Source organism: Kitasatospora sp. NPDC008115 (genome assembly GCF_042957205.1).
Classification (GTDB): Bacteria; Actinomycetota; Actinomycetes; order Streptomycetales; family Streptomycetaceae; genus Kitasatospora.
In genome coordinates this window covers 116,724-130,098 of the sequence record NZ_JBIBHU010000007.1, presented here as the reverse complement: position 1 = coordinate 130,098, position 13,375 = coordinate 116,724, and the positions used below count along the sequence as shown (strand labels likewise).

Genomic DNA, 13,375 nt, shown 5'->3' with positions numbered 1-13,375 from the left:
CGGGACGCACCCGGCCGGGCTACTCGACGGTGACCGACTTGGCGAGGTTGCGCGGCTGGTCGACCTCGTGGCCCTTGGCCGTGGCGAGCTCGCAGGCGAAGACCTGGAGCGGCACGGTGGAGACCAGCGGCTGGAGCAGGGTCGGCGTGACCGGGATGCGGATCAGGTGGTCGGCGTACGGGACGACCGCCTCGTCGCCCTCCTCCGCGATCACGATGGTCCGCGCGCCACGGGCCCGGATCTCCTGGATGTTGGAGACGATCTTGTCGTGCAGGATCGAGCGCCCGCGCGGCGACGGCACGACGACCACGACCGGCAGACCCTCCTCGATCAGCGCGATCGGCCCGTGCTTCAGCTCGCCGGCCGCGAAGCCCTCGGCGTGCATGTAGGCGAGCTCCTTGAGCTTGAGCGCGCCCTCCAGGGCCACCGGGAAGCCGACGTGCCGACCCAGGAACAGCACCGAGCGCGCGTCCGCCAGGGAACGGGCCAGCTCGCGCACCGGCTCCATGGTCTCCAGCACCTGCTCGACCTGCTTCGGCGCGTCGCCGAGCTCCTTGATGACGGCGAGGATCTCGTCGCCCCACTTGGTGCCGCGCACCTGGCCCAGGTACAGCGCCACCAGGTAGCAGGCGACCAGCTGGGTGAGGAACGCCTTGGTCGAGGCGACGGCCACCTCGGGACCGGCGTGGGTGTACAGCACCGCGTCCGACTCGCGCGGGATGGTCGAGCCGTTGGTGTTGCAGATCGCCAGCACCTTGGCGCCCTGCTCGCGCGCGTGCCGCAGCGCCATCAGGGTGTCCATGGTCTCGCCGGACTGCGAGATGGCGATGACCAGCGTGCCCGGGCCCATGATCGGGTCGCGGTAGCGGAACTCCGAGGCGACCTCCACCTCGCACGGGATCCGGGTCCAGTGCTCGATCGCGTACTTGGCGATCATGCCCGCGTGGAAGGCGGTGCCGCAGGCGACGATGACGACCTTGTCGACCGAGCGCAGGTCGGCGTCGGACATCCGCAGCTCGTCGAGGGTGAGCCGACCGTCGGTGCCGATCCGGCCGAGCAGGGTGTCCGCGACGGCCTTCGGCTGCTCGGCGATCTCCTTGAGCATGAAGTAGTCGTAGCCGCCCTTCTCGGCGGCCGAGGCGTCCCAGTCGACGTGGTACTCGCGGACGTCCGCGGGCGTGCCGTCGAAGTTCGTGACGGTCACGCCGTCCCGGCGCAGCTCGACGACCTGGTCCTGGCCCAGCTCGATCGCCTCGCGGGTGTGCGCGATGAACGCGGCCACGTCGGAGGCGAGGAAGTTCTCGCCCTCGCCGCGCCCGACCACCAGCGGCGAGTTGCGGCGGGCGCCGACCACCACGTCCGGGGCGTCGGCGTGCGCCGCGACCAGGGTGAACGCACCCTCCAGCCGGCGGCAGACGGCGCGCATGGCCTCGGCCAGGTCGCCCCGGTACTCCTCGCCGAGCAGGTGCGCGACGACCTCGGTGTCGGTCTCCGAGCGCAGCGTGTGGCCGCGCTCGGCCAGTTCGGCACGGAGCAGGGCGAAGTTCTCGATGATGCCGTTGTGGACGACCGCCACCCGGGCGGCGTCGTCCAGATGGGGGTGGGCGTTGGCGTCCGTCGGGCCGCCGTGGGTGGCCCAGCGGGTGTGGCCGATGCCGGTGGTGCCGCCGGGAAGAGGGGTCTCGGCGAGCGACTTCTCCAGGTTCGCGAGCTTCCCTGCCCGCTTGTCGGTGGCGAGGCTCCACTGCCCGTCGGAGCCCTGCACCTGCACCGCGACACCGGCCGAGTCGTAACCCCGGTACTCCAGTCGCTGCAGGCCTGCGATTACTACGTCAAGGGCGGGCTGGGAGCCCACGTATCCAACAATTCCGCACATGCGTGCCAGCATAAGGGCGCTTTGAGGGCCGTTTTCGCACGGTTCGCCCGCGGGCCGTGACCGACACCACAACCACCCCGAACGGCGCTACGGCCCACAATGGAGCATGTGCTGACCGAACTCTGTACGCGGGGCGACACAACGCCCGGCCCCTCACCGTCCCCCTACGTGGACCTCAGCCGGGCCGAGTGGAGCGCACTGCGCGAGCGTACGCCGCTGCCGCTGACCGCCGAGGAGGTGGAACGGCTGCGCGGCCTCGGCACCGCCCTCGACCTCGACGAGGTCCGGGACGTCTACCTTCCGCTGTCCCGGCTGCTGAACCTCTACATCCACGCCACGCACGAGCTGCGCGGCGCACTGGGCACCTTCCTGGACACCCCGGACACCGAGCGCACCCGCACCCCGTTCATCATCGGCGTGGCCGGCTCGGTCGCGGTCGGCAAGTCCACCACGGCCCGTCTGCTCCAGGCCCTGCTGGCCCGCTGGCCGGAGCACCCCCGGGTCGAGCTGGTCACCACCGACGGCTTCCTGCTGCCCAACGCCGAGCTGCGCCGGCGCGGCCTGATGGCCCGCAAGGGCTTCCCCGAGTCCTACGACCGCCGGGCGCTGATGCGCTTCGTCGCGGACGTGAAGGCGGGCAAGGAGCGGGTCACCGCGCCGGTCTACTCGCACCTGGTGTACGACATCGTGCCGGACCAGCGGCTCACCGTGGAGCGCCCGGACATCCTCATCGTCGAGGGCCTGAACGTGCTCCAGCCGGCCCTGCCCGGCACGGACGGCCGCACCCGGCTCGCGGTGGCCGACTACTTCGACTTCTCCATCTACGTCGACGCCCGCACCGACGACATCGAGAGCTGGTACCTGGACCGCTTCCGCAAGCTGCGGCAGACGGCCTTCCAGGACCCGAACTCCTACTTCCGCCGCTTCACCGAGGTGCCGGAGGAGGAGGCGATGGAGTACGGCCGCCAGGTCTGGCGCACCATCAACCGGCCCAACCTGCTGGAGAACGTGCTGCCGACCCGCGGCCGGGCCACCCTGATCCTGCAGAAGGGCCAGGACCACAAGGTCCGCCGGGCGCTGCTGCGCAAGCTCTGACGGCACGGCAGGACGACGGCACGACGAAAGGGCCCCTGCCACGTGGCAGGGGCCCTCGCCGTTTCCGGGACGGGTCAGCCCAGGTGGGTGCGGACCGCCTCGGCCAGCTTCTCCGCGACGGACTGGGCCTGCGCCTCGTCGGCCGCCTCGACCATCACCCGGACCAGCGGCTCGGTGCCCGACGGGCGCAGCAGCACCCGCCCGGTGGCGCCCAGCTCGGCCTCGGCCGCGGCGACCGCGGCGGCCAGCTCCTCGCTGGTGCGCACCCGGCTCTTGTCGACGCCCTTGACGTTGATCAGCACCTGCGGCAGCCGGGTCATCACGGCGGCCAGGTCGGCCAGCGGCTGCTTGGTCGCCGCCAGCCGGGCGCCCAGCATCAGACCGGTCAGCGTGCCGTCGCCGGTGGTCGCGTGGTCCAGCAGGATGACGTGGCCGGACTGCTCGCCGCCCAGCGCGAAGCCCTGCTCCTTCATCGCCTCCAGCACGTACCGGTCGCCGACGGCCGTCTCGACCAGCTCGACGCCCTCGCGCTCCATCGCCAGCTTGAAGCCCAGGTTGGACATCACGGTGGCGACCGCGGTGTTGCGGCGCAGCGTGCCGGCCTCCTTCATGGCGACGGCCAGGATCGCGATGATCTGGTCGCCGTCGACCTCGTTGCCGTCCGCGTCGGCGGCCAGGCAGCGGTCGGCGTCGCCGTCCAGCGCGATGCCCAGGTCGGCCTCGTGCTCGCGCATGGCGGTGCGCAGCCGGTCCAGGTGGGTGGAGCCGACGCCGTCGTTGATGTTGAGGCCGGTGGGCTCGGCGCCCAGGGTGTGCACGACCTCGGCGCCGGCCCGGGCGAAGGCCTCGGGGGCGACGTACGCGGCCGCGCCGTGCGCGCCGTCGATGACGACCCGGATGCCGTCCAGGCGGTTGGGCAGCACGCCGATCAGGTGGGCGACGTACTTGTCGAAGCCCTCGGTGTACTCGCGGACCCGGCCGACGGCCTCGCCGGTCGGACGGTTCCAGTTCTCGCCGCCCGCCGCGTGCTTGGCGTAATGGGCCTCGATGGCGTCCTCGATCCGGTCGTCCAGCTTGTGGCCGCCGCGGGCGAGGAACTTGATGCCGTTGTCCGGCATCGCGTTGTGGCTGGCGGAGAGCATCACGCCGAAGTCGGCGCCGAGCACGCCGGTGAGATAGGCCACCGCAGGGGTGGGCAGCACACCGACCCGCAGGACGTCGACACCCGCGCTGGCCAGCCCGGCGATGACCGCGGCCTCCAGGAACTCGCCCGAGGCGCGCGGATCGCGGCCGACCACCGCGACCGGCCGGTGGCCGTCGAAGGCCCCCGCCTCACCGAGCACGTGCGCCGCCGCGACCGAGAGGCCGAGCGCCAGCTCCGCCGTCAGTCCCTCGTTGGCCACACCGCGCACGCCGTCCGTACCGAAGAGTCGTCCCACTGTCCCGTCCTCCATCGCCGCAATGCCTTGCAGTGAATCCGATCGAATCCCCGGGCTCCGCACAATGGCCGGGGAACACGACGCCCCGGAGTACACGGGGTACTCCGGGGCGTGTAGAGCGCATCCGGGGGCGTGCACCACCAGGGCGGTACGCACCCCCGGGGGCACAATTAGCGCTTGCTGTACTGCGGCGCCTTGCGGGCCTTCTTCAGACCGGCCTTCTTGCGCTCGACGGCGCGGGCGTCACGGGTCAGGAAGCCGGCCTTCTTGAGGGCGCCGCGGTTGTTGTCCACGTCGGCCTCGTTCAGGGCACGGGCCACGCCGAGGCGCAGCGCGTAGGCCTGGCCGGAGACGCCGCCGCCGGTGATGCGGGCGACGACGTCGTAACGGCCGTCCAGCTCAAGGAGCTTGAAGGGCTCGTTCACGGTCTGCTGGTGCACCTTGTTGGGGAAGTAGTTCTCCAGGGTGCGACCGTTGATCTTCCACTGCCCGGTGCCCGGGACGATGCGCACGCGGGCGATCGCCTCCTTGCGACGGCCGAGGCCGGCGCCGGGGACGGCCTCGCCGAAGCGGCCGGCCAGGGACTCGGAGGTGTAGCTCTCCTCGGAGGTGTACTCGCCCTCGACGACGGTCTCGTCGAAGTCGACCTCAAGGGTTTCGGTGGTCTCGGCCACGGTGTTCCTCAGCTCTTTTCAGTGATGGGGGGCTTGGTGGCCGGAATTACTGCGCGACCTGGGTGATCTCGAACGGCACCGGCTGCTGGGCAGCGTGCGGGTGCTGGTCGCCCGAGTAGACCTTCAGCTTGGAGAGCATCTGACGGCCCAGGCTGTTCTTGGGGATCATGCCCTTGATGGCCTTCTCGACGGCCTTCTCCGGGTTGTTGGCCAGGAGGTCGTCGTAGCGGACCGAGCGGAGACCGCCCGGGAAGCCGCTGTGGCGGTACGCCAGCTTCTGGGTCTTCTTGTTACCCGACAGGTGCACCTTGTCCGCGTTGATGATGATGACGAAGTCACCGGTGTCAACGTGCGGCGCGTAGATCGCCTTGTGCTTGCCCCGGAGGAGGTTGGCGGCCTGGGAGGCCAGGCGGCCGAGCACGACGTCGGTCGCGTCGATGACGTGCCACTGACGCTGGACGTCGCCGGGCTTGGGGCTGTACGTACGCACGGTCGTAGCCTTCGCTTTTCAGTGAGTGAGTCCTGACAGGAGCACCTGGAGGAGGGATCAGCCTGGCCGCCTTGGACGCAATTCAAGGGGGAGCCGCTGGTCGTCGACCTGATGTCTCCGGCGTACCGACCTCTCACGTGAGATAGAGCGAGCCAATACGCACATCAAGCGCCCAGGTTACCGGGAGGCGAGGGGAGGGTCAAAACCGCCCGTCGACCAGCCGCTCGTGACCGGACCGCTCAGCGGTCCCGCTCGACCCGGGTGACGTCCCAGACCGGCTCGGACGACTCGTAGACCCGGCCGTCGGCGCCGAACACCAGGAAGCGGTCGAAGGTCCGGGCGAACCAGCGGTCGTGGGTGACGCACATCACCGTGCCGTCGAACGCCTCCAGGCCGGCCTGCAGCGCCTCGGCGCTCTCCAGGTCCAGGTTGTCGGTCGGCTCGTCGAGCAGCAGCGCGGTGACGCCGGACAGCTCCAGCTTGAGGATCATCAGCCGGGCCTGCTGACCGCCGGAGAGCGACTCGAACTTCTGCTCCTCCTGGCGGTCCAGCTCGTAGCGGCGCAGCGCGCCCATCGCGGCCCCGCGGCTGAGCGCGTGCTCCTCCTCGACGATCGAGCGGACCGTGCGGCCGAGCAGCTCGGGGTGGGCGTGGGTCTGCCGGAAGTGGCCGGGCACCACGCGGGCGCCGAGCTTCCAGGAACCGGTGTGGGCCACCGTCGTGTCACCCGCGAGCAGCCGCAGCAGGTGCGACTTGCCGGCGCCGTTGGCACCGAGCACGCCGATCCGCTCGCCGTAGAAGACCTCCAGGTCGAAGGGCTGCATCAGGCCGGTGAGCTCCAGCCGCTCCATGGTGAAGGCGCGCACGCCGGTGCGCCCGCCCTTGAGCCGCATGGTGATGCTCTGCTCGCGCGGCGGCGCCTCCGGCGGGCCGGCGTCCTCGAACTTCTTCAGCCTGGTCTGCGCGGCCGAGTAGCGGGAGGCCATGTCGTGGCTGACCGAGGCGGCCTGGCGCAGGGTGACGACCAGCTTCTTGAGCTTGGCGTGCTCCTCGTCCCAGCGCCGGCGCAGCTCCTCGAAGCGCTCGAAGCGGGCCTTGCGGGCCTCGTGGAAGGAGTCGAAGCCGCCGCCGTGCACCCAGACGCTGGAGCCGGCCGCGCCGGACTCGACGCTGATGATCTTCTCGGCGGTGCGGGAGAGCAGCTCGCGGTCGTGCGAGATGAACAGCACGGTCTTCGGGGTGGCCTTGATGGCCTCCTCCAGCCAGCGCTTGCCGGGGACGTCCAGGTAGTTGTCCGGCTCGTCGAGGAGCAGCACCTCCTCCGGGCCGCGCAGCAGCGCCTCCAGCACCAGCCGCTTCTGCTCGCCGCCGGAGAGGGTGTTCAGACCGCGCCACTGGGCCTTGTCGAAGGGCACGCCGAGGGCGGCCATGGTGCAGACGTCCCAGTCGGTCTCGTAGTCGTAGCCGCCGACGTCGGCCCAGTCGGAGAGCGCCTGGGCATAGGCCATCTGCGTCTTCTCGTCGTCCTGGGCGATCATCGCCAGCTCGGCGGCGTCGACCGCGCGGGCGGCCTTGGCGATCCGCTCGGGGGCGACGGAGACCAGCAGGTCGCGGACCGAGGCGTCGGCGGGCAGCGCGCCGGGGCCGCCCTCGTCGTCGGCCCGGCGCTCCTCCTCGCGGCCGGTGGTGCCGACGAACTGGCGCATCACGCCGAGGCCGCCGCTGATCGTCACCGAGCCGCCGTGCGGCTGGAGGTCACCCGCGATCATCCGCAGCAGGGTGGTCTTGCCCGCGCCGTTGGCACCGACCAGCGCCACCGCCGCGCCCTCCCCCACCCGGAAGGACGCGTCGTCGAACAGCACCCGCCCGTCCGGCAGGTAGTACTCCAGGTGCGAAATCTCGACGTGTCCCATGCGGCCGATTGTCCCAAGCGACCGCCCCGGACCAAAACCGATTAACCGGCGCCCGGCAGGGTGCGCATCCGGCGGGCGGCCCGGTTGCGCTCGGCGAGCCGGTCGTCCGGCGGGTAGCCGACCTCCTCCAGGGTCAGCCCGTACGGCCGGATCACGTTGACGGCCGAGTTGCGCACGCCGCCGGCCAGCACCTCGCCGGGGAACTCCACCGGCCGGTGGCCGTCGCCGACCAGCAGCATCGCGCCGACCAGCGCCCGCACCATGTTGTGGCAGAAGGCGTCGGCCCGGACGGTGGCGACCGCGAGCGAGCCCTCCTGGGCGGCGTAGGCGTCGACCGGGACCCGGTCCCAGCGCAGCTCCAGCAGGGTGCGGATGGTGGTGGCGCCCTCGCGCTTCTTGCAGTACGCGGCGAAGTCGTGCTCGCCGAGCAGCAGCCGCGCGGCGGCGTTCATCTTCTCCAGGTCGAGCGGCCGGTCGTGCCAGAGCACATGGCCGCGCAGCAGCGGGTCGACGCCGCCGGGATGGTCGGCGACCCGGTAGGCGTACCGGCGCCAGACCGCCGAGAAGCGGGCGTCGAAGCCGGCCGGGGCCTCGGCCGCCCGGTAGATCCGGACGTCGCCCGGCAGCCGCCCGGCCAGCCGGCGCAGCAGCTTCTCGCCGTGCTGGGCCCACAGCCCGGCCGGCAGGTCGACGTGGGCGACCTGGCCGCGGGCGTGCACGCCGGCGTCGGTGCGGCCGGCCACGGTGAGCGGGAAGTGCTCGGAGCTGCGGGTGACGACCTGGAGGGCGGTCTCGATCTCCTCCTGGACCGTCCGCCGGCCGCCCTTCTGCCGGGCCCAGCCCGAGAACCCGGCCCCGTGGTAGGCGAGGTCGAGGCGGATCCGGACGTACCCGTCGGCCGGGCCGTCCTTGACCGGCGGCCGCTCGGCGCAATCGTTGACCACTGCTCTTCACTCCCTGGACATGAGGAACGGGCCCGCTCCCCCACGGATGGGGAAGCGGGCCCGCGACACACCTAGTGGTGTCAGGCCTGCTCGGCGGCCTCGGCCTCGTCGGCCTTGGTCTCGGTGGCCTCGACCTTGGCGTCGGCCTCCTTGACGGCACGCTTGGTGGCGGCCTCGGCCTCGCCGACGGCGGTCTGCGCGACGGTCAGCGCCTCGACCAGCTCGATCACGGCCATCGGGGCGTTGTCGCCACGACGGGGACCGATCTTGGTGATGCGGGTGTAGCCACCCGGGCGGTTCTCGTAGCGCGGCGCGATCTCGGTGAAGAGGGTGTGCAGCACCGAGATGTCGGTGATGGTCTTGCGCACCAGGCGACGGTTGTGGATGTCGCCCTTCTTCGCCTTGGTGATCAGCTTCTCCGCCAGCGGGCGCAGGCGGCGGGCCTTGGCCTCGGTGGTGGTGATGCGGCCGTACTGGAACAGCTCACGGGCCAGACCGGCGAGCAGCAGGGGCTCGTGGTGCGGGCCGCCGCCGAGGCGGGCACCCTTGGTGGGACGCGGCATGGAATTACTCCTCGAATCTCCGACTGCGGCCGTACCAGGTACCGCAGCGGGCGTACGGGCACTGTGCCCGCACGACTTTCACGACGACGGGGGCGGTTCCGGGGAACCGCCCCCGCGGTCAAGTCTCTCAGTACTGCTCGGTCTCCGCGTAACCCGCGTCGTCCAGGTCGTCGGCGCCGAAGGCGTCGGCGGCGGCGGTCGGGTCGAACCCGGGCGGGCTGTCCTTGAGGGCCAGGCCCATGCCGGCCAGCTTCGCCTTGACCTCGTCGATCGACTTCGCACCGAAGTTGCGGATGTCGAGCAGGTCGGCCTCGGAGCGGGCGACGAGCTCACCCACGGTGTGGATGCCCTCGCGCTTGAGGCAGTTGTAGGAGCGGACGGTGAGCTCCAGCTCCTCGATCGGCAGCGCCAGGTCGGCGGCCAGGGCGGCGTCCGTCGGGGACGGGCCCATGTCGATGCCCTCGGCGTCGATGTTCAGCTCGCGGGCGAGGCCGAACAGCTCCACCAGGGTCTTGCCGGCCGAGGCCATGGCGTCGCGCGGACGCATGGCGGGCTTGGTCTCGACGTCGACGATCAGCTTGTCGAAGTCGGTCCGCTGCTCGACACGGGTGGCCTCGACCTTGTAGGTGACCTTCAGCACGGGGCTGTAGATCGAGTCGACCGGGATGCGGCCGATCTCCTGGCCGGAGGCCTTGTTCTGCACGGCGGAGACGTAGCCGCGACCGCGCTCGACGGTCAGCTCCATCTCCAGCTTGCCCTTGCCGTTCAGGGTGGCGAGGACCAGCTCGGGGTTGTGCACCTCGACACCGGCCGGGGGCGCGATGTCGGCGGCGGTGACCACACCCGGGCCCTGCTTGCGCAGGTACATCACGACCGGCTCGTCGTGCTCCGAGGAGACGACCAGCTGCTTGATGTTGAGGATGAGGTCGGTCACGTCCTCCTTGACGCCCGGCACGGTGGTGAACTCGTGCAGGACGCCGTCGACGCGGATGCTGGTGACAGCGGCACCCGGGATCGACGACAGGAGGGTACGACGCAGGGAGTTGCCGAGGGTGTAGCCGAAGCCCGGCTCCAGCGGCTCGATCACGAACCGCGAGCGGAACTCGTCGACGACCTCTTCGGTCAGCGAAGGACGCTGAGCGATAAGCATGTTTTCTGATCCTCCAGTGATCTTCGGCACCCACTATTTGATGCCGAACAGAACCAGCGTACGGGCTCCCGCAAGAAACGGGAGCCCGTACGAGGTTTAAAGCAGAACCCAGCGTGCCCGAAGGCGCTGCGTCAGACGCGGCGGCGCTTCGGCGGACGGCAGCCGTTGTGCGGGGTGGGGGTGACGTCCTGGATCGAGCCGACCTCCAGGCCGGTGGCCTGGAGCGAACGGATCGCGGTCTCGCGGCCGGAGCCCGGACCCTTCACGAAGACGTCGACCTTGCGCATGCCGTGCTCCTGCGCGCGACGGGCAGCGGCCTCGGCGGCCATCTGCGCGGCGAACGGGGTGGACTTGCGCGAGCCCTTGAAGCCGACGTGGCCGGCGGAGGCCCAGGAGATCACGTTGCCCGACGGGTCGGTGATCGAAACGATGGTGTTGTTGAACGTGCTCTTGATGTGCGCGTGGCCGTGAGCGACGTTCTTCTTTTCCTTGCGGCGGATCTTCTTCGCGCCGGCAGCCTGACGACCCTTGGGGGGCATAAGTCTGTTCTCCTACTGAGGTGGTCGGTCCGCTGACCCGCGGGCCGGAGGGATGTCCGGTTACGGGACGGACTACTTCTTGCCCGGCTTCTTCTTACCGGCGATCGCGCGACGCGGGCCCTTGCGGGTACGCGCGTTGGTGTGGGTGCGCTGGCCGCGGACCGGCAGGCCGCGGCGGTGACGCAGACCCTCGTAGCAGCCGATCTCGACCTTGCGGCGGATGTCGGCGGCCACCTCGCGGCGGAGGTCACCCTCGACCGTGAAGTTGGCGTCGATGTACTGGCTCAGCTTGACCAGGTCTTCCTCGGCGATGTCGCGAACGCGGACATCCGGGTTGACGCCGGTCTCGGCGAGGGTCTGCTGGGCGCGGGTACGGCCGATGCCGTACACGTAGGTGAGGGCGATCTCGATCCGCTTCTCACGGGGGAGATCAACGCCGGCGAGGCGTGCCATTCAAGGCTCCTGTGGTTCTTCAGAGGTCTGGCGTGCCACCTACTCCAACACCTCACGGTGAGGGAGCCCCGGCCTCTGACCGGGGGCGGCAGTCCGTCCCTGGGACGGATCGGGTGGCCCACTTATGACGTTTTCGCGTCGCGCGAAGTACTACGAGAAATGCTGAGGAGAGATCAGCCCTGGCGCTGCTTGTGGCGCAGGTTGTCGCAGATCACCATGACCCGGCCGTGACGGCGGATCACCTTGCACTTGTCGCAGATCTTCTTGACGCTCGGCTTGACCTTCATGCTTCAGGTTCTCCGGGTCTAGATCTGACGTTCTTACTTGTAGCGGTAGACGATCCGGCCGCGCGTGAGGTCGTAGGGGCTGAGCTCCACCACGACCCGGTCGTCCGGCAGGATGCGGATGTAGTGCATGCGCATCTTGCCACTGATGTGCGCGAGGACCTTGTGACCGTTCTGCAGCTCGACCTTGAACATCGCGTTCGGAAGAGACTCGATCACGGTGCCCTCGATCTCAATGGCGCCTTGCTTCTTAGCCATGAACTGCGAGATCCACCTTCCGGGACCGGCTACCGTATGCGGAACGCTCGTGCGAACCTGGGTCCACCCCGACCCCGACGAGGGGGAAGAGGGCGTGCTGGAGCACGCTACGAGTGAGCCGACGGTCCATCCTACGCCAGCGCACGGGCTGCTCCAAAACGGGGGTACCCGATCAGCGGGCGGCCGGAGCGGTCAGCGGCTCGACGTGGGCGGTGCAGGCCGAGCAGCGGCGGGCGGCCTCGGGGATCTCGGTCAGGCACTCCGGGCACGGGCGCTTCGGGGTCTTCGGCTTCTTCGGCATGTAGCGGGCGGTGGCCTTGGTCACCGGCAGGACGACGCAGAAGTACAGCACGGCCGCGGTCATCAGGAACGCGATCAGCACGTTGAAGAACTGCCCGTACGGGAAGGTCACGCCGGCGATGGTCGCCTTGTAGGAGCTGAAGTCGCCCGCGGCGCCGACCACCACGCCCACCAGCGGGGTGAGGAAGGCGGCGACGAATCCGGTGACCACCGCGGTGAAGGCGGAGCCGATCACCACACCGACCGCCATGTCGACCACGTTGCCGCGCATCATGAAGTCGCGGAATCCCTTGAGCACTGCACTCTCCTGCCGATCGAAGCCACTACCGGCGCATAAAAATAGGACAAAAGCCCTGGAAGTCCAAACCTCCAGGGCCCTGATCCCTTGTCAGCGACGGAAGTTGGCCACTCCCGGCGGCTCCCCCGCGACTACGCCAGCGGGTCCGGCGCGGCCGTCACACCCAGCCTGGCCAGCATCTCCTTGCCGCCGTCGAAGGCGGTCAGCACGACCGGGCCCTGCTCGGTGACGGCCACCGAGTGCTCCCAGTGCGAGGCCCAGGTGCCGTCGTTGGTGACGACGGTCCAGTCGTCCTCCAGCACCGCGGTGTGCGGGGTGCCGAGCGAGACCATCGGCTCGATCGCCAGCACGGTGCCGGGGATCAGCTTGGGGCCCTTGCCCCGGCCGCGCTCGACGTAGTTCAGCACGTGCGGCTCCATGTGCATCGCGGTGCCGATGCCGTGGCCGCCGTAGCCCTCGGTGATGCCCCACTTGCCCTTGGGGGGCAGCGGCTGGCGGCGGATGAAGCCCTCGATCGCCTTGGAGACGTCGACCAGGCGGTTGCCCTTCTTCATCTGGGCGATGCCGGCCCACATCGAGCCCTCGGTGACCCGGCTCAGCATCTCCACCTCGGGGGCGACCTCGCCGACCGCGACGGTGATCGCCGCGTCACCGTGCCAGCCGTCCAGGATCGCACCGCAGTCGATCGAGATGAGGTCGCCCTCCTGGAGCACCCGGTCACCGGGGATGCCGTGCACGACCTCGTTGTTCACCGAGGCGCAGATCACGCCCGGGAACCAGAGGCCGCCGTGGTGGGCCCGGAAGTTGGAGGTGGCGCCGTGGTCGGTGATGACCTTGTCGGCGATGTCGTTGAGCTCCTGGGTGGTGATTCCCGGGGCGACCGCCTCACGGCACGCCTTGAGCGCCTCGGCGACGACCAGCCCGGCCGCTCGCATCTTCGCGATCTGCTCGGGGGTCTTGATCTCCACCATCTGGTCACGCCTTCCTTGGATTCCCGCCCGGTCCTTGCCGGGCGGCCGTGCACTCGTTCCACCGTACGACGCCGTACGGCCGCGCTGCCCAGGAGCGGGCAACGCGGCCGTACGGCGTCGCGAAAAAC

The 13,375-nt window shown here is 70.1% G+C and carries 15 protein-coding genes; 1 reads left to right on the top strand and 14 read right to left on the bottom strand.

Annotated elements, in window-relative coordinates:
• Positions 1-19: 19 nt before the first annotated feature.
• Complete coding sequence (glmS, locus tag ACFZBX_RS11815) at positions 20-1,876, bottom strand: glutamine--fructose-6-phosphate transaminase (isomerizing) (RefSeq protein WP_391533235.1); 1,857 nt, start codon at positions 1,874-1,876, stop codon at positions 20-22.
• A gap of 99 nt (positions 1,877-1,975) precedes the next feature.
• On the opposite strand from glmS, the gene coaA reads away from it, so the two are divergent.
• Complete coding sequence (gene coaA / locus ACFZBX_RS11810) at positions 1,976-2,971, top strand: type I pantothenate kinase (protein WP_391533233.1); 996 nt, start codon at positions 1,976-1,978, stop codon at positions 2,969-2,971.
• A gap of 74 nt (positions 2,972-3,045) precedes the next feature.
• Here the strand turns inward: coaA and glmM are convergent, their stop codons facing one another.
• From glmM to map, 13 genes are all read right to left on the bottom strand, one after another.
• Positions 3,046-4,410, bottom strand: a complete 1,365-nt coding sequence (gene glmM, locus ACFZBX_RS11805) for a phosphoglucosamine mutase (protein WP_391533232.1) — start codon at positions 4,408-4,410, stop codon at positions 3,046-3,048.
• Between the two features lie 170 nt (positions 4,411-4,580).
• A complete protein-coding gene (rpsI, locus tag ACFZBX_RS11800; RefSeq protein ID WP_030300426.1) occupies positions 4,581-5,084 on the bottom strand; it encodes a 30S ribosomal protein S9 in 504 nt (167 codons plus the stop codon).
• Between the two features lie 46 nt (positions 5,085-5,130).
• A complete protein-coding gene (gene rplM / locus ACFZBX_RS11795; protein ID WP_030055846.1) occupies positions 5,131-5,574 on the bottom strand; it encodes a 50S ribosomal protein L13 in 444 nt (147 codons plus the stop codon).
• A gap of 239 nt (positions 5,575-5,813) precedes the next feature.
• Positions 5,814-7,487 carry an ABC-F family ATP-binding cassette domain-containing protein gene (locus ACFZBX_RS11790; protein ID WP_391533231.1) on the bottom strand — a complete coding sequence of 558 codons (1,674 nt, stop codon included), beginning with the start codon at positions 7,485-7,487 and terminating at the stop codon, positions 5,814-5,816.
• A gap of 41 nt (positions 7,488-7,528) precedes the next feature.
• Positions 7,529-8,431, bottom strand: a complete 903-nt coding sequence (gene truA, locus ACFZBX_RS11785; protein WP_391533230.1) for a tRNA pseudouridine(38-40) synthase TruA — start codon at positions 8,429-8,431, stop codon at positions 7,529-7,531.
• Positions 8,432-8,511: 80 nt separating this feature from the next.
• Complete coding sequence (gene rplQ / locus ACFZBX_RS11780) at positions 8,512-8,994, bottom strand: 50S ribosomal protein L17 (RefSeq protein WP_344338005.1); 483 nt, start codon at positions 8,992-8,994, stop codon at positions 8,512-8,514.
• Between the two features lie 127 nt (positions 8,995-9,121).
• Positions 9,122-10,144, bottom strand: a complete 1,023-nt coding sequence (locus ACFZBX_RS11775; protein WP_030232516.1) for a DNA-directed RNA polymerase subunit alpha — start codon at positions 10,142-10,144, stop codon at positions 9,122-9,124.
• 131 nt (positions 10,145-10,275) lie between these two features.
• On the bottom strand, positions 10,276-10,683 hold the full coding sequence (rpsK, locus tag ACFZBX_RS11770; protein WP_014136257.1) for a 30S ribosomal protein S11: 408 nt from the start codon (positions 10,681-10,683) through the stop codon (positions 10,276-10,278).
• Positions 10,684-10,755: 72 nt separating this feature from the next.
• The gene (gene rpsM / locus ACFZBX_RS11765) at positions 10,756-11,136 is read right to left on the bottom strand and encodes a 30S ribosomal protein S13 (protein WP_344338008.1); all 381 of its coding nucleotides are present in this window, start codon (positions 11,134-11,136) and stop codon (positions 10,756-10,758) included.
• Positions 11,137-11,309: 173 nt separating this feature from the next.
• The gene (rpmJ, locus tag ACFZBX_RS11760) at positions 11,310-11,423 is read right to left on the bottom strand and encodes a 50S ribosomal protein L36 (RefSeq protein ID WP_003956441.1); all 114 of its coding nucleotides are present in this window, start codon (positions 11,421-11,423) and stop codon (positions 11,310-11,312) included.
• A gap of 33 nt (positions 11,424-11,456) precedes the next feature.
• Complete coding sequence (infA, locus tag ACFZBX_RS11755; protein ID WP_003956442.1) at positions 11,457-11,678, bottom strand: translation initiation factor IF-1; 222 nt, start codon at positions 11,676-11,678, stop codon at positions 11,457-11,459.
• 172 nt (positions 11,679-11,850) lie between these two features.
• The gene (mscL, locus tag ACFZBX_RS11750; protein ID WP_391533227.1) at positions 11,851-12,276 is read right to left on the bottom strand and encodes a large conductance mechanosensitive channel protein MscL; all 426 of its coding nucleotides are present in this window, start codon (positions 12,274-12,276) and stop codon (positions 11,851-11,853) included.
• A gap of 131 nt (positions 12,277-12,407) precedes the next feature.
• Positions 12,408-13,247 (bottom strand): type I methionyl aminopeptidase, encoded by an 840-nt coding sequence (gene map / locus ACFZBX_RS11745; RefSeq protein WP_380763493.1) that lies wholly within the window; start codon positions 13,245-13,247, stop codon positions 12,408-12,410.
• Between the last annotated feature and the right edge of the window lie 128 nt (positions 13,248-13,375).